Genomic DNA, 16847 nt, shown 5'->3' with positions numbered 1-16847 from the left:
CAGCTGAATCCTTTAATGCAAAAATCAAAGCTTTCAGAGCATCACTAAGGGGCATCGTTGATGAAAAGTTCTTTCTGTATCGACTTGCAAAGATTTATGCTTATCCCCACTAAATTTCCACTGAGCCCATATCCGCTGCTACATGACTTATCCACTGATTATAACACAAATAACGCATCGGGAAATGTTGAAATACTCAAAACTTGGTAAATAGAAGGAAATATTTTCTGACTTCCGATTTTTTGTAGTATTTTTGCACCGTTATTGGGCAATTACGCCCTATGATACCACAAGACAATGCTTAGAATAAAGAAATTAGACATCTTCATATCCAGACAATTCGGAATGCTCTTCATCGGAACATTCTTCATCTGCCAGTTCGTGCTGATGATGCAGTTTCTATGGAGATATGTCGATGAACTCATCGGCAAGGGATTGTCGGTGGAGGTTATGGCGCAGTTCTTCTGGTATATGAGTCTGATTCTCGTGCCGCAGGCTTTGCCGTTGGCCATCCTGCTGTCGTCGCTGATAACCTTCGGAAACCTCGGCGAGAGCAGTGAGCTTACTGCCATCAAGGCTGCCGGAATATCGCTGATGCAGGCTTTCAGGTCGCTGATAGCCATAACACTGATAATATCCGGAGTGTCGTTCTACTTCCAGGATGTGGTGGCACCAAGCGCCAACATGCAGTTCGCTCAGTTGCTGATGTCGATGAAGCAGAAGAGTCCGGAACTGGAAATACCGGAAGGCGTGTTCTACGACGGAATACCGAACTGCAACCTGTATGTGCAGAAGAAGGACCTTAACTCCGGAATGCTCTATGGCATAATGATTTACCGCATGACCGACAGTTTCGAGGATGCAGCGATAATACTCGCCGACTCGGGCATGCTGCAGTCTACGGCAGAGAAGAAGCACCTCGTGCTGACGCTGCATAGCGGAGAGTGGTTTGAAAACATGAAGTCGTCTGACGTCACGGGCAGCGCCAACGTGCCATACAGACGGGAGACGTTCATCTCCAAGAAAATCGTACTCGACTTCGACAACGGATTCAACCTTGCCGACGCAAGTTCGCTTTCCAACAATGCCAAGGCAAAGAGCATATCCCAGATAAGCCACGATATGGACTCGATAAGTCATGAATATGACAGCATCGGACGTGCATTCTACAAAGACGCCCGATTCATGCTCCTGGGCAGCCAGAAGATTTCGAGAAGCGACTCCATGAGGATAAAGAAAGAAGTGGAGAGCGGAAAGTTCAACGTGAAGAAGAAATTCGAATCGCTAACGGCTGACAACAAGCTGAGGGCTGTGAACAACGCCATGTCGACGGTGCAGAACAACATGAACGAACTGCAGTTCAAGGCAATGGTGACGGGCGACGGCGACAAGCTGCTGCGCCAGCACAAGATAGAGGCGATAAACAAATTCACGCTCGCCCTGTCGTGCATCATATTCTTCTTCATCGGTGCCCCGTTGGGAGCAATCATCAGAAAGGGCGGACTCGGAGTGCCGGTAATCATCTCGGTGCTCGTATTCATCGTATATTATATCTTCGACAATACCGGATACAGAATGGCGCGCGGCGGCATGTGGGCGGTATGGTTCGGAAAGAGCATAGCGACAGCCGTACTGACACCGCTCGCCATATTCTTCACCTATAAGGCGAACAATGACTCCGTGGTGTTCAACATCGACGCATACAAGAAGGTGGCGGCAAAGCTGCTCGGACTGAGAACGAAGAGGAGCATAACGAGAAAGACGGTGATAATAGAGACTCCCGACTATGAGAAAGACCGGCAGAACATCGAACAGATAACCAAGGAGATAAAACAGTATGCCACAACACACAAGCTGAAATCTCCGCCAAACTTCATCAACGTGTTCTTCAAATATCAGCCGGACCACGAGATGGAGCGCATCGGCGAACTGCTCGAAAGCACCATTGCAGACCTTTCGAACTCAAAAGACAGAAAGGTGATAAACTGTCTGAACGAATATCCCGTGATAATGGTGAAATCACACACAAGACCGTTCGAGTGGAAATGGCTGAACATCACCGCCGCCATAATCGTGCCGGCAGGTCTGTTCTTCTTCTTCAGGATGTGGAGATTCAGACTGAGACTGATGAGAGACCTCAAGAAAATCAGCGAGACCAACAAATTGATGACAGACAGGCTCACTGAAATGAAAGAGGAGCCGACGGCAAGATGACAAAAAGGAGAATTTACATACAAAGAAATTTATATATTATATAATAAGGTAACAATCACAATGGAGAATTTAAAGCTCAATACCGTAGAAGAGGCCATCGAAGACATCAAAGAAGGCAAATTCGTTATCGTAGTGGATGACGAGGACCGCGAAAACGAGGGCGACCTCATCATCGCAGCCGAGAAGATCGACGCCGAGAAAGTGAACTTCATGCTCAAGCATGCCAGAGGCGTGCTCTGCGTGCCCATCACTATGTCGAGATGCAAGGAACTCGACCTGCCACACCAGGTGTCTGACAACACCTCTATGCTCGGCACGCCGTTCACAGTGACGGTGGACAAGCTGGAAGGATGCTCCACAGGAGTATCCGCACACGACAGAGCAGAGACTATAAAGGCTCTCGCCGACCCAAGTTCCAAACCGACAACCTTCGGCAGGCCAGGACACGTGAACCCGCTCTATGCACAGGACAACGGAGTGCTCAGAAGAAGCGGTCACACCGAAGCCGCCATCGACCTCTGCCGCATGGCAGGACTCTACCCTGCCGGTGCACTGATGGAGATTATGAACGAAGACGGCACGATGGCAAGACTGCCACAGCTGCTGGAGTTCGGCAAGGAATACGGTCTGAAGACGATTTCCATCAAAGACATGATAGCATACAGACTCAAGAATGAGGTGCTCGTGGAAAAAGGAGAAGAAGTGGACATGCCGACGGCATACGGACACTTCAGACTCGTGCCGTTCCGCCAGACAAGCAACGGAATGGAACACATGGCACTCATCAAGGGAAGCTGGGAGCCAAACGAACCTATCCTCGTCAGAGTTCACTCCTCATGCTCTACCGGCGACATCTTCGGAAGCAAGAGATGCGACTGCGGCGAACAGCTCCACAAGTCGATGGAGATGATAGAAAAAGAAGGAAAGGGCGTAGTGGTATACATGCAGCAGGAAGGTAGAGGCATCGGACTGATGAACAAGATTGCCGCATACAAACTGCAGGAGAAAGGTCTCGACACAGTAGAGGCAAACATACACCTGGGATTCAAGCCGGACGAGAGAGACTACGGATGCGGAGCGCAGATTCTCAGACAGCTCGGAGTGAGCAAGATGAGACTCCTCACCAACAACCCTACAAAGAGAGTGGGACTTGAGGCTTACGGACTGGAAATCGTGGAGAACATACCAATCGAAATCGCACCTAACGAATACGACTACAAATATCTCCAGACCAAAAAGCTGCGCATGGGACACAACCTTCACCTATAATATATATATAGGGACCGGAGAATGAAATAACAAGACATTACATACACGGCAAAGGGCTGTTTCTTAGACATATTGTTCTATGAAACAGCCCTTGTTGCTATTACTTAACACATATTACAAAATAAAAGTGAGAATTATTCGTTAAAGAGAAGAAAATAATATACTTTTGCAACAAATATAAACACATAACACATCTTATATGACAAAATTATCAGACCGCCTGAACAGGCTCGCTCCTTCGGCTACATTAGCGATGTCGCAGAAAAGCGGAGAAATGAAAGCGCAAGGTATCGACGTTATCAACATGAGCGTGGGAGAACCGGACTTCAACACACCTGACCATATCAAGGAGGCGGCCAAGAAAGCTATCGACGAGAACTACTCGAGATACTCGCCAGTGCCGGGATATATCGAACTGAGAAAGGCTATCGTCGAAAAGCTGAAGAAGGAAAACGGACTGGAATACTCAACAAACGAGATTCTCGTGTCTAACGGTGCCAAGCAGAGTGTGTGCAACACGGTGATGGCACTCGTAAATGATGGAGACGAGGTGATAATCCCTGCTCCATACTGGGTGAGCTATCCGCAGATGGTGAAACTTGCCGGAGGAGAACCGGTTATCGTTGAAGCCGGATTCGAACAGAACTTCAAGATGACACCGGAGCAGCTCGAAGCTGCCATAACGCCAAAGACAAGGATGCTCATCCTGTGCTCGCCAAGCAACCCTACAGGCAGCGTGTACTCTGAAGAAGAACTCAGAGGACTTGCTGAGGTGATAAAAAGACATGAAGGACTGTATGTGCTCGCCGACGAGATCTACGAACACATCAACTACGTGGGCAAGCACAGCAGCATCGCCCACATAGAGGGAATGAGAGAGCGAACGATAATCGTGAACGGAGTGTCTAAGGCATACGCCATGACAGGATGGAGAATAGGATTCATAGCAGCTCCGGAATGGATAGTGAAAGGATGCAACAAGCTGCAGGGACAGTATACGAGCGGCCCTTGCTCAGTGAGCCAGAAAGCGGCAGAGGCTGCCTATACCACATCGCAGGAATGCGTGGAGACAATGAGGAAAGCGTTTGAAAGACGCCGTGACCTTATCGTGGAACTCGCCAAGGACATACCGGGACTGGAAGTGAACAAACCGGAAGGCGCCTTCTACCTGTTCCCTAAATGCAGCAGCTTCTTCGGCAAGAGCTACAACGGGAAGAAGATAGAAAACTCAACGGATCTCGCCATGTTCCTGCTCGAAGTGGGCCACGTGGCAACAGTGGGCGGCGACGCATTCGGCGACCCATACTGCTTCCGCATGAGCTATGCCACAAGCGACGACAATATCCGCGAGGCGATGAAACGCATCAAGGACACATTGGCGCTGCTGGCATGACAGACGAACAGCGTGTCTTTATGATGCGCTGATGGAAAATATTGCGGATAAAAACACTCGAAGCATATAGAAAAGCACTCTGAAAGGAAAAAAATCGCATCAAGGTAGTTAAAATGATTTAACTTTTTATCAAAGTCAATATTAAATTACTATCTTTGCACGGATAAGAAGTGCATAAATCACTATGTTGACCTTCGAGACAAACTTTAAATCAGCCTTCAAAAGGCGCTAATCGAGAATATAACTTAAATTTATTAATAACTTAAAAATCAAATTCAACAAAATTATGGCAAATTCACAGACAAAAGCCCCAGCCAAGGCTAAGAAGCAGGGCTTTCAGGGCGTTCGCGCAGCGTTTTGGATCATCGTACTCTGCTTCATCGCAGGTGTATGCTTCTACGAGTTCGTTCTCGGTAACCCAGGTAACTTCCAGGGTGGCGACAACGCAAACGCTCCACTTCCAGGCAACTTGCTCGGTACTATCTACAAGGGAGGTATCGTCGTTCCTGTCATCATCACACTTCTCTTCACTGTGATCGCACTTTCAGTAGAGCGTGGTCTGGCTCTCCGCACTGCAAACGGCAAGAGCAGCCTCGTTAAGTTCGTTGCTAACGTTAAGGCAGCAGTTTCAGCCGGCGATATGGCTAAGGCTCAGCAGCTTTGCGACAAGCAGCAGGGTGTTGTAGGTAACGTTGTTACAGCTTCTTTGAAGGCTTACTCAGAGATGGAGAATACTCCAGGTTTGAAGAAGGAGCAGAAGGTTTCTAAGATCCAGCAGGCTCACGAGGAGGCTGTTCAGCTTGAGATGCCTACTCTTCAGATGAACATGCCAATTCTGGCAACTCTCGTAACACTTGGTACTCTTACCGCTCTGTTCGGTACCGTTGTGGGTATGATCAAGTCGTTCGCCGCTCTTGCAGCCGGTGGTGGTGGTGACTCTCTCGAGCTCTCTACCGGTATTTCTGAGGCCCTCGTCAACACTGCTTCTGGTATTTTGACTTCATGGTGCGCCGTTGTTGCTTATAACTACTACTCAAACAAGATCGATAAGCTCACTTACGCTCTTGACGAGGTTGGTTACACTATCGCAAAGACATACGAAGCTAACCATACAGAAGAGGCTTAATCTTTATTACTAACCCTTTAAAACTTTATTCATTATGGGTAAGATAAAGATTAAGAAAGCCGACGTCTGGATAGATATGACCCCTATGTCTGACGTTATGGTCCTTCTGCTTACCTTCTTCATGTTGACGTCAACGTTCGTGAAGAATGAGGCAGTGAAGGTGAATGCGCCGGGCTCAGTGTCAGAGATCAAGGTTCCAGAAACAGAAGTTCTGCAGATTATCGTTGACAAGGATGGTAAGATCTTTATCGGACTTGACAAGCCAGGATATATGCAGGAGATGCTCGAAGGATTCAAGAGCAAGTTCTCAGGACTCTCTCTCTCTGCTATGCAGGAGAAGAACTTCATTGGACTCGCTTCCTTCGGTATGCCTATGAATAAAATGTCTGATGTTCTCAAGCATGAAGCAGGAGACGTCAACAATCTTCAGAAGGAAATGGGTATTCCTACTGACTCCATCAACGGAGGCATGAGTGAATTCCAGTGCTGGGTAGACGCCGCACGCAACTCTTCTTTTGGCGACAAGATGAAGGTTGCTATCAAGGCTGACGCCGCAACTCCATACAAGGTTGTAAAGAAGATGATGTCTGAGCTTCAGGACATGAGTGAGAACCGTTATTATCTTATCACTACATTAAAGAAGGAGGAGGCTGAATAATATGGCAAAGAAAAAAGGTTCAAGACAGAAAAAAGCCGAGACCCGCGTCGACTTCACCCCTATGGTGGATATGATGATGCTTCTTATCACCTTCTTCATGCTCTGTACTTCTCTGAGCAAGCCTCAGTCAATGCAGCTCACCATGCCAAGTAATGATAAGAACGTGAACGAGCAGGACCGTTCTGCTACCAAGGCGTCACAGACTCTGACTCTGTACCTTGCAGGCAACGACCAGATCTATCACGTAGACGGTATTCCACAGTATGACAACCCTGCATGTCTGAAGAAGACAACATGGGGTGCTGACGGTATCCGCAGCGTCTTGATCAACCACAGGACTGAGGGGGGTTACACACCTGTCAAGAACATCATGGCAGCAAAGAAACTTCTCGATTCAGAGCGTGCAAAGGACAAGAGCATGAGCGACTCTGTTTACAACGCCAAACTTGACAAGATCAAGAAGGGTGAACTGGAAACAGGTAAGGTTCCTGCACTGACAATCATCATCAAGGCTTTGGATACTGCATCCTATAAGAACCTTGTAGATGCTCTCGATGAAATGCAGATTTGTGCAATAGGTAAGTACGTTATCGACAAAGTAAACGACGACGACATGCGCCTTCTGAAGGCAGCCGGCGTTAAGTAAACGATGTTGATAGTTTTCTAAAATTAAACATTTTAAAGAAAATGGCAAAAATTGATCTTATATCAAATGAATGGGCTGACATAGTCTTCCAAGGTCGTAATAAGGTCTATGGTGCTTACCAACTGCGTAGAGGTACAAGCAAGCGTAATATCGTTTCAATGATATTCGTTGCTGCCGTCGCAGCGGTTGCATATTTAGGACTTGCAGCTTATAACTCATATCAGGAAGCTCAGAAGGCTAAGTTCGAGGCTGAAATGGAGGCATCTCTCCTTGAGGCAAAGAAGGAGGCCAAGGTTGAGAAGAAGACCGAGACTCCTAAGGTGGAGCAGGTGCAGAAGGTAGAGAAGGTTAAGTCTTCTATCGCCTTTACACCTCCTGTCATCAAGAAGGACTCTGAGGTTAAACCTGAGGAGGAAATGAAGACTCAGGATGAGTTGAAGGAAACCAAGACTGCTATCGGTGCTTTCGACGTTAAGGGTAACGACGAGGCAGGTGGTACAGTGCTCAAGGCCGTTGAGGATATTGCAGCTCCAGAACCTCCAAAGCATGAGGAGGAGCAGAACAAGATCTTCGAGGTGGTAGAGCAGCAGCCTCAATTCCCTGGCGGATCTGTAAACGGATGGCTCGCTGATCATATCAAGTATCCAGTAGTTGCTGCTGAGAATGGTATTTCGGGTCGTGTAGTTGTACAGTTCGTCGTAGAGAGAGACGGTTCTGTATCACAGGTTAAGGTCGTTCGTGGTGTTGACCCATCACTCGACAAGGAGGCACAGCGCGTAATCAGCAGCATGCCTAAGTGGATTCCTGGTAAGCAGAATGGCCAGGCGGTACGTTCAAGATTTACCGTACCTGTAACATTCCGCCTTCAGTAATCTCACATAGACGAGATATCTAACAAGAAGAGTAGAGGAATTGCCTTATAGAAGGTGGCTTCTGCTCTTCTTTTTTTTCTCTGACATACAGAGAAATATCCTAACAGAATAATTTATAAAACAAGTGGCTCCAAGAACAACGGGGCTGTCTCTAAACAAGAATTATCATGAAGCGAACGACTTACACATTTCTTACAATGATGGTTGCATTATTGGTTTTCTGCGCATGTTCAGGGCAAAAGTCCAAGAATGCAAGAACTGACACCTACTCGTCAGGCAAAATGACATTGATGTGCGATGAGAGCTTCAGCCCTATCGTGGAGGAAGAGCTTGCCGTATTCCATGCCATGTATCCTGACGCTCATGTCACAGCGAAATACACAAATGAGATTGATGCCTTCAACGCACTGATGAAACAGGACGTGCATCTCATCATAACGGCAAGGAACCTGTCTAAGAAACAGCTCGAATATTTCAAGAGCATGAAGATACAGCCACGTTATTTCCCGCTTGGCTACGACGGACTGGCGTTCATCATAAACAAGAACAATGTTGACTCCTGCATAACGGTGAAGGACATCAAGAGAATCCTCTCCGGACAGGCAACAAAGTGGAACCAGATAAACAAGGGTTCGAAATTCGGAACCATCGACGTGGTGTTCGACAACAAGCAGTCGGCAGCCGTGAGATGGGCAGTAGATTCTATCCTTGGCGGCAAACCTATCAACAGTCCTAACATCTCGGCCGTGAACACAAGTGCTGAGGTCATCAAATATGTTGAGAAAACTCCTAACGCCATCGGCATCATCGGCAGCAACTGGCTCAACGACAAGCGAGACACTACAAACGTGACATTCAAGAAGAACATCACGGTTATGTCGGTATGCCAGATGGAGAAGGCTACGGAGATGAACAGTTGGAAACCATACCAGCTATACCTGCTCGATGGCAGATATCCGTTCGCAAGAACGATTTACGCACTGCTTGCCGACCCGTTCCATGGACTGCCCGTTGGCGTGGCAAACTTCATGCAGTCGCCACAGGGACAGAAGATTATCCTGAAATCTGCTCTCCTCCCCTATCGCGGAGACCTGGAATGGCGCAGCGTTCAAGTTAATGATGATTAAAAGAACAAGAATATTTTCTCTTACAATGCAATTTATCAAGAGGATAAGTGTTAGATAAATAAAAATAAGTATCTTTGCATACGCAAAAAAAAGAGACTAATAGAAAAGAACGATCATCAATCACTATCTTAAAAACAAGAGAATTATGAAAGCAATAAAATATCTATTCATGGGAGCGCTGATGACAGTATTCAGCGGCTCTGCTATGGCACAGACAAGCGTCAAGGACGCTGTCAACGCCATCAAGACCAACAAGGACAAGGCTGCTGTGGCATCTATCGTGAAGGCAGCGGTGAAAGAGAACAAGAAAGACGCCAAGGCTCTTGCAGCCATCGGTCGTGCTTATCTCGACGTAAAGGACACAGCCAACACCCGCAAATACGGCGAGATGGCTGTTGAGTTGACAAACAAGGCAAAGACCGGCAAGGTGGGCGACGGTTTCGTGCTCCTCGGCGACTTGGCTTACTTCAACGATGACCCAGGCGCTGCTGCTGCCATGTATCAGAACGCTTACTATGCTGAGCCAAACAACATCAGCGCTTACGTAAAATATGCCCGCGTTATGCGTGGTGTGTCTCCAGACATGGCTGTAGAGCAGCTGGAGAAGGTTCGCACACTCGATGCGAACTTCCCTGTTGACGCTGAGGCAGCCCACATCTACTATGAGGCTGCAAAGAAGAACGGCAAGTATATGCAGAAGGTGCTCGACTACTATAGCAAGGTGACACCTGCCAAGCTCTACGACCACGAGCCAAGCTACCTTACAGAGTATGCACTGGCTGCATTCGCAAACCAGAAGAATGATGTTTCAAAGGAACTCGCCGTTTACGGTCTTTCAAAGAACCCACGCAACTCCGGCTACAACCGTCTGGCTCTCTACAACTCTTTCGAGCTGAAGCAGTATGACGAGGCTGCAAAGTATGTTGACGCCCTGTTCAACAAGAGCGACTCTGTAGACCTCACAGCAAACGACTACAAATACGCCGGACTGACATACAGCGCTCTGAAGCAGTATGACACAGCCATCGAATACTACAACAAGCAGCTTGCTGAATGCAAAGAAGACGCTCAGAAGGCAGCAGTCATCAAAAACCTCTCTGACGCTTACAAAGCAAAGGGTGACTTCGCAAAGTCTTTGGAACTCTATGAGCAGTATCTCACTCTTAACCCAAATGTAGGCATCAACGACTACAACGGTCTTGCCAACATCTACCGCAACCAGGCTGCCAACCAGACTGGAGCTGCCCAGGAGGCATCTGTGAAGAAGGCTGTTGAGATCTACAACCAGATGAGCGAGAAATATCCAAGCAATGCTGACTTCTGCAACTTCATGGCAGCACGTACTCTCGGTCTTATCGACGCTAATCAGACAAAGGGTCTGGCAAGACCTTACTACGACAAGCTCGCCAAGCTGATTGAGGAGAAGGGTGTGAAGGACGATTCTGACAAGGCTCGCATCACTGAGGCTTACACATACCTCGGCATCTACTTCTACAAGATCAAGAACGACAGCGCTGCTGCCAAGCCATTCTTCGAGAAGCTGATCCAGATCGACCCGGAGAACCCGACAGCAAAGCAGGTTCTCGCTACATACTAAGAAAGGATTTCTTATAAATAAAATCTAATGATTAAACCCCAGACGGTAATTATATCGTTTGGGGTTTAATTTTCTTTATCTATTCACAAAAAAATGAGAAGAACGCTTGCTCAAATGGGGCAAGGTGCTTGCCCATGTGGGGCACTGTGCTTGCCCATTAGGGGCACGCTGCTTGCCCCTAATGGGCACAAACATTGGCAGAACAGTGCCCAAATGATTTATGGAATGAATACTTAAGTAAAGGAGTGAAACAATTAGCGTCAGAACAGACTCCTTTCGGTTGAAAACGCATGATGTTTCGATGATAAATCAATGCTTTTGAACCGATAAAAATCTCCGCCTTTGCGTTGAAAAGGCATGATACTTAAATGATACTTAAATGACACTTTTATGTAAAACATTCAGAAAAGTATCATTGAACCAAGTCGTTGGCCTACAGCATCTTAGGGTATTCATTAGAGCCCGGAATGATACTATGACACTATTTCTGAGGAAAAACCATATACACAAGCATAGCGATACGCTACAACAAAAGACAACACAAGCCGAAGTATAGGTGCAAAATGAATAGACAAGTGGTGTAAAGCTACGTATTACAACAATACGATAGGTGACCAGTTTATTTGCCTATATGATATTACCCCAGTTCGGGATAACCGAGTGTCTTATACAATATGGGAAATGCAACAAAATGGTCATGATTTCACTGTCGGACAACGACGCTTGGCGACGTCTACGCTTGACTCCGCTATTGTCTTCAAGTAGATTTCCTGCATTTTCTGCATCAAAATGTTTGCAAAACTCGTCTATAATACAAAATAATTCTGTAACTTTGTAATCGGTAGTCATATCAAATGTTTTTGTAACTAATTGATTTTCACCTATAAAGGTACAAAATATTTGTGAGACTACCAACTTTTTTATAAACTATTCCTTATCCCGGACTGGGGTATAGAAGATTACGCTTTCAATGGTTGCACGCATTTAGATGAGCCTTCCCGGCTACGACTAAAAGAATTAAATTATTGGCAAAATTAGGATTAAATATTATGAATATTATGAATATCAAAAGTAACAAAAAAGTTTTGGCAGTTATTGCCGTACTATCCTTTGTCTTTGCTTACCTGTATGACAAATGGAAATATAATACTATGTGGGAAAGATGTCAAGCATCGGATATGGCAAGATGATTTCGCTGTACCGATAACCGAACGTTTTCGTTAAGCCAAATGAGCAGAACCGAGCTTGCTCGAGTTATGCCATGGCGAGAAAACGTGCCATGAAATGGAACAATCTAAACCTTAGACCAATGTAGAATCGATTACAGATGACAATGTGGAGTCAAATTGCTCCATGATCCGAAAACATTCCTCCAAAAGGAGTGAGTTTCTCAGATTTAATATGTATTTTTGCCATGTCTATCGTTGAATTCTCTTGTTTGTTTTGCAACACTAAGATAAGTGAATTCTTCGACATGGCAAAATCCTGGGCCGCTCGGCTCAGACACTATATCCTAAGTCTATCGCGTCAACCAATTCCGTCACAAGCGCATTGTTATGTGTAATTAAGAAAACGGCATAAGAATGTTGTTTTCTTAAACGTTTTGCAAGGTAAGACTTTTTGTTTAATCTGGCAAGTTTTTAACTTATATTATTTTACTTGTGCTTTGGCTTGTATTGATAAATTTTTGCTTATATTAAATAATGTGAGGATAGTTTATTAATGTGTATATAGTATAAAAAAGTAAGCAAAACAAAGAAAATAACGATAAAACGAAAGAAAATTATTAAAAAGCTTGCAGGTTAATATATATTTACTACATTTGCAACCGAGAAAAAGATAAGTACAGGGTTCCCTATACGGATAGTCTGTACATTTGTTAACTAAATTAATGTCGCTTATGAAAAAAATCTTCACAGCGTTAGTAGCAGCTTTGTTTGCTACAGCGTCTTTTGCACAACCCCACGCAAAAGTTCAGGCAAACGGACCGTTTGCCAACAGTTCGCTGAGATATCAGCCTAACATCAAGAAGCCGGCAGGCCAGCCAATGAATTTTATTATGCCTACGGTAAGCAATCAGACAACTCTTCTTGCACGTGTGTGCAAGGCTGCAAGCGAGTCGGAACTCATTACTGAGCAGCCGGCTGGCACATTGCATGACAATCTATATGGTACGAGTGAGGGTTACTTGGTAATGTTCGGATATGTATTCCATATAACTTTGGATGGCACAGTAGAGCGTTATGTTGAGGGTAGCAACGGAGAAGTATATATCCAGAATGCTATCTGCACAATACCATCTGGCTCTTGGATAAAGGGCTATAAGGCTGAGGGTGACACCATCAAGTTTGATTTTCCTCAGAAATATTATGCCCAGGACGCTATTGATGCTAATGGCAATCCTACAGGCGAGAAGGAATATTTCTATGCTTATCGAGCTGTGATGAATCAAGAGGGCAGCTCTTTTGTTCCTGATCCTACATCTCAGACTATGAGCTACGTGCTCCGCAACGACTCACTCATCCGTGTAGACAACCACGATAATAATGTTTATCTTGCACTATGTGCCGACGATGGCGGTTGGTGTGGATACGCCGACTACTATCAGGTATGGAGCAAGATGAAAGAGACAGCAAGTGTTCCTCCAGCTTCAGCCGAAGTTTCGAAGTATCAGGTTAGATTCATCAATAATGATGGTCAGGACGACGCTCGCATTATCAATTTGGCTATTGATGGCAAGGATCTGTATCTTGGCAATCTTTCAGAAAACGCTCCGGATAATTGGGCAAAGGGTAAGATTGATGGTGACAAGGCTGTCTTCGAGGGTAAGATCTACATGGGTGTAGACCCAGTGGAGCAGATACATTCCTTCTTCGCTCCTTTGGGTAGTAAGAAGATTTGGAACGAATTGTATGGAGTGGAAGTTGACAGCTTCTACTTCGAGAAGTCTATATCGTTTGATTATGACGCCGTTGCCAAGACATTGAAGTCGGATGGTATGTTTGATGTTAACAAAGGTATGAATTCTGTATACCCAACTATATCTTATGGGGCTCCGCAGATGGAGCCGTGGGTAGAGGTTCCTGGAAGTCCTAAGGATCCTGTCTTGCTGCAGTTCGTGCCATTCGATGAGGCCCAAGGTTGTGGTGTGCTCCAGTTCTGGTTTGACAAGAATTCGGTTGACGGCAACTTGCTTGATGCCCAAAAGCTCTACTATAATTTATACTTCGATGGCGATTTGTTTACAGCATATCCAGATGAGTATACGAATATTTCTGAGGAGATCACCGATATCCCGTATTACTTCTCAGACAATTCGTTTGACTTTATTGCAAATGGTAACATGCACACATTGTACTTCTACATGACTGGATTCACAAAGCTTGGTATTCAGACTTTCTATAAGGATGGTGACAAGGTTTACAAGTCAAATCTTGTAGAGTATGAGATTGATGATGAAGGCAACTTCACTCCTGTTGAGACAGCTATCAAGGGCATGACTGCCGACAATGGCAACGTGACAAGCGTAAGCTTCAGTGATCTTAGCGGTCGTCGTGTAAGCAACCTTGCTAGTGGTGTATACCTCAAGACCATGAAGATGGCAGACGGCACACAGAAGACTGTGAAGGTTGTCAAGAAGTAAGATTGACAGAATAAAAATAATGAGAAGAGCCTTTTAACATAAATGGGAAATTCTGTAATAATAAAAAAACACGAAGGTTATGAAGAATAACAAATGTATACTCAATTCCATTCTGCTTGTGGCGGCTTTGTCAGGATTCTGTGACTCTGCTTATGCTGACAACGGCAAGATTGTATTCAGTGGCAATATGGGTTCGTCGTCGTTGGTGGCTTATGGCACACAGAAGAAGGAGAACTATGATGTGGCTGTGATGCTTGCCGACAAGAGTCTAAAGGGTAAGAAGATAGAGGCTATACGCGCTCCGTTCCAGAGTAGCGACAATATAAGCAACGTGAAGGTGTGGATTAGCAAGAAGCTCACGGTTGAGAGCAAGAAGAATGTGCCCGATGTGATGAGTCTCGATGCTACGTTTGATGGCAATACAGCTTCTGCCACTCTTGCCACTCCTTACACTATCGATAGCGACACACTGTATGTGGGCTATTCGTTCAACGTGGATGCGACAAGCTCTACCACCAAATATCCAGTGGTTTTGGTTGGGGATAAGAGTGATGCAGGATTCTTCCTCCATACATCGCGTACTTACAAGAAATGGAAGGATAAGTCGGATTTTGGTTCTTCGGCTCTTGAGGTTGACATTTCTGGCTTTGAGGCCAATGCTGCCAATATCTCTGAGATAGGAACGGTGTATGGACTGGTGAACACAACCACCGATGTTACTCTTAGTATAAGGAACCATGGTTATAATGGCGTTAAGTCGTTCAGCTACAGTTATACGGCAGGCGACGTGAATGGTTCGGGTTTGGTGGAGCTTGACAAGCCGCTGCCAGCTATCTACAACGCTTCAACTGATGTGACCATTAAGCTCAGTGAGATAGCTGCAAAGGGTACCTATCCACTTAAGTTTACTGTTGACAAGGTGAATGGCGAGGCTAATAGCGAGGCTGTTGCCAATGAGGGTAAGTTTGTGGTGGCCAACGTTATGCCAAAGCACAATCCTGTAATGGAGGAATATACTGGTACATGGTGCGGATGGTGTCCGCGTGGATATGTTGCCTTGAAACTTATGAACAAGTATCATCCCGACTTTATCGGGCTTTCTTATCATAACGACGATGCAATGGAGGTGATGTCTTCTACTAACTTCCCGTCAAGTGTGCCTGGATTCCCAACAGCGGATATGGACCGTTCGTTTAATGCTGCTCTTGATCCTTATGTCGGAGTCTCAAATTCCGGCCTCGGCATTGAGGATATTTGGAAGGCACAGGCTAAGAAGTTTGCTCCTGCATCAGTTGCTGTTGAGGCAAGTTATAAGGATGACATGAAGAAGATAGCCACTAAGGCAACATTCGTATTCCTTGAGGATTTGACAGATGCTGATAAGTATAAGGTTGAGTTTGTGCTCGTAGCCGATGACCTTCATGGAACAGGTTCTACATGGGAGCAGCATAACTATTATACAGAAGACAATGTCGGATCAATGCCTTCGCCTGAAGCAGATCCGTTCTTTGCAGGAAATTCTGTTATCCCAGGTCTTCATTTCGATGATGTTGTAGTGGCAACAAGTCGTCTTACAAGTGGACTTGTGTCGCTGCCAGCAACAATCAAGACTGACGAGCCGATAGAGGTAGAGGGTGAGTTTGAGACTGCAAAGGTTGTCAACACTTCGGGAGAGTCGCTAATTCAGGACACTTCAAAGATGCGCGTTGTTGCCTTGTTGCTCAATGCCGATGGCACTATCGCAAATGCCGCCAAGGCAAATGTTGAGGGCTATAGCACTGGTATCTCTACCATCAACAACAATGAAGGCAAGACTGATGTGCCGGTTGCAGTATACGATGCTCAGGGTCAGCGTCTCAGCTCTATGCAGAGAGGTTTGAACATTGTGAAGTATGCTTCGGGCAAGACTGTTAAGGTTGCGAAGAAATAAGACAGCAATAGGCTTTTAACGAGAAGAACAGCAAAGGGCTTAATTGGAATTTTTTCCGATTAAGCTTTTTTTGTGTTGCGATGTTCGATTTCTTCCACTTGCGTTATATATAGACACTTATCTTTATATATAAAATAACGTACTCAATGCTTTGCCTTACCGATCCTTATTGCTGCCAGCCAGTTTTTACCCAAACCTTGTGGCTACCTTTTCCTTTTGATTCGAAAGGAGCCTCGTTGCCTTGAGAATGCATGTACTGTCAATGAAACTTATACCCGTGCATCTGCCAAAGCAAAACAGTTGGAGGAACAGCATCATCTCAACCGCGACTCTGGACTCGAGTTCAACAAAGCGGTTATATGAGAGCTGCTT

The 16847-nt window shown here is 45.6% G+C and carries 11 protein-coding genes and 3 pseudogenes; 12 read left to right on the top strand and 2 right to left on the bottom strand.

What is annotated here, in order from left to right; translation table 11 throughout:
* From ST42_RS14265 to ST42_RS05355, 10 genes and pseudogenes are all read left to right on the top strand, one after another.
* Positions 1-113: pseudogene (locus ST42_RS14265) on the top strand (ISAon1 family transposase); the annotation flags it as partial.
* A 184-nt stretch (positions 114-297) separates the two neighbouring features.
* Positions 298-2214 carry an LptF/LptG family permease gene (locus ST42_RS05395; RefSeq protein ID WP_044072718.1) on the top strand — a complete coding sequence of 639 codons (1917 nt, stop codon included), beginning with the start codon at positions 298-300 and terminating at the stop codon, positions 2212-2214.
* A gap of 60 nt (positions 2215-2274) precedes the next feature.
* A complete protein-coding gene (locus tag ST42_RS05390) occupies positions 2275-3483 on the top strand; it encodes a bifunctional 3,4-dihydroxy-2-butanone-4-phosphate synthase/GTP cyclohydrolase II (RefSeq protein WP_022316313.1) in 1209 nt (402 codons plus the stop codon).
* 199 nt (positions 3484-3682) lie between these two features.
* A complete protein-coding gene (locus ST42_RS05385; RefSeq protein ID WP_044072717.1) occupies positions 3683-4876 on the top strand; it encodes a pyridoxal phosphate-dependent aminotransferase in 1194 nt (397 codons plus the stop codon).
* A gap of 286 nt (positions 4877-5162) precedes the next feature.
* Positions 5163-6002: a MotA/TolQ/ExbB proton channel family protein gene (locus ST42_RS05380; RefSeq protein WP_022316311.1), complete on the top strand. Its 840-nt coding sequence runs from the start codon at positions 5163-5165 to the stop codon at positions 6000-6002.
* Between the two features lie 34 nt (positions 6003-6036).
* The gene (locus ST42_RS05375; RefSeq protein WP_044072716.1) at positions 6037-6660 is read left to right on the top strand and encodes an ExbD/TolR family protein; all 624 of its coding nucleotides are present in this window, start codon (positions 6037-6039) and stop codon (positions 6658-6660) included.
* Between the two features lies 1 nt (position 6661).
* Positions 6662-7306, top strand: coding sequence for an ExbD/TolR family protein (locus ST42_RS05370; RefSeq protein ID WP_042520135.1), 645 nt, complete (start codon positions 6662-6664; stop codon positions 7304-7306).
* Between the two features lie 41 nt (positions 7307-7347).
* On the top strand, positions 7348-8178 hold the full coding sequence (locus ST42_RS05365) for an energy transducer TonB (protein WP_042520136.1): 831 nt from the start codon (positions 7348-7350) through the stop codon (positions 8176-8178).
* A gap of 167 nt (positions 8179-8345) precedes the next feature.
* The gene (locus ST42_RS05360) at positions 8346-9305 is read left to right on the top strand and encodes a PstS family phosphate ABC transporter substrate-binding protein (RefSeq protein ID WP_044065745.1); all 960 of its coding nucleotides are present in this window, start codon (positions 8346-8348) and stop codon (positions 9303-9305) included.
* A 145-nt stretch (positions 9306-9450) separates the two neighbouring features.
* Positions 9451-10902: a tetratricopeptide repeat protein gene (locus ST42_RS05355; protein WP_044072715.1), complete on the top strand. Its 1452-nt coding sequence runs from the start codon at positions 9451-9453 to the stop codon at positions 10900-10902.
* 672 nt (positions 10903-11574) lie between these two features.
* Here ST42_RS05355 and ST42_RS14260 read toward each other — a convergent pair.
* Positions 11575-11751 (bottom strand): annotated as a pseudogene (locus ST42_RS14260) (IS982 family transposase); the annotation flags it as partial.
* Between the two features lie 1051 nt (positions 11752-12802).
* Between ST42_RS14260 and ST42_RS05350 the strand changes: the two are divergent.
* Both ST42_RS05350 and ST42_RS05345 read left to right on the top strand, forming a co-directional pair.
* Positions 12803-14545, top strand: coding sequence for a hypothetical protein (locus ST42_RS05350; protein WP_156139300.1), 1743 nt, complete (start codon positions 12803-12805; stop codon positions 14543-14545).
* A 79-nt stretch (positions 14546-14624) separates the two neighbouring features.
* Positions 14625-16475, top strand: coding sequence for a hypothetical protein (locus ST42_RS05345; RefSeq protein WP_044072712.1), 1851 nt, complete (start codon positions 14625-14627; stop codon positions 16473-16475).
* Positions 16476-16721: 246 nt separating this feature from the next.
* Here ST42_RS05345 and ST42_RS14255 read toward each other — a convergent pair.
* Positions 16722-16847: pseudogene (locus ST42_RS14255) on the bottom strand (IS982 family transposase); the annotation flags it as partial.

The organism is Prevotella pectinovora, from assembly GCF_000834015.1.
Classification (GTDB): Bacteria; Bacteroidota; Bacteroidia; order Bacteroidales; family Bacteroidaceae; genus Prevotella; species Prevotella pectinovora.
Note: the sequence above shows the minus strand (reverse complement) of the source record. Positions and strands in the feature narration are given on the sequence as shown.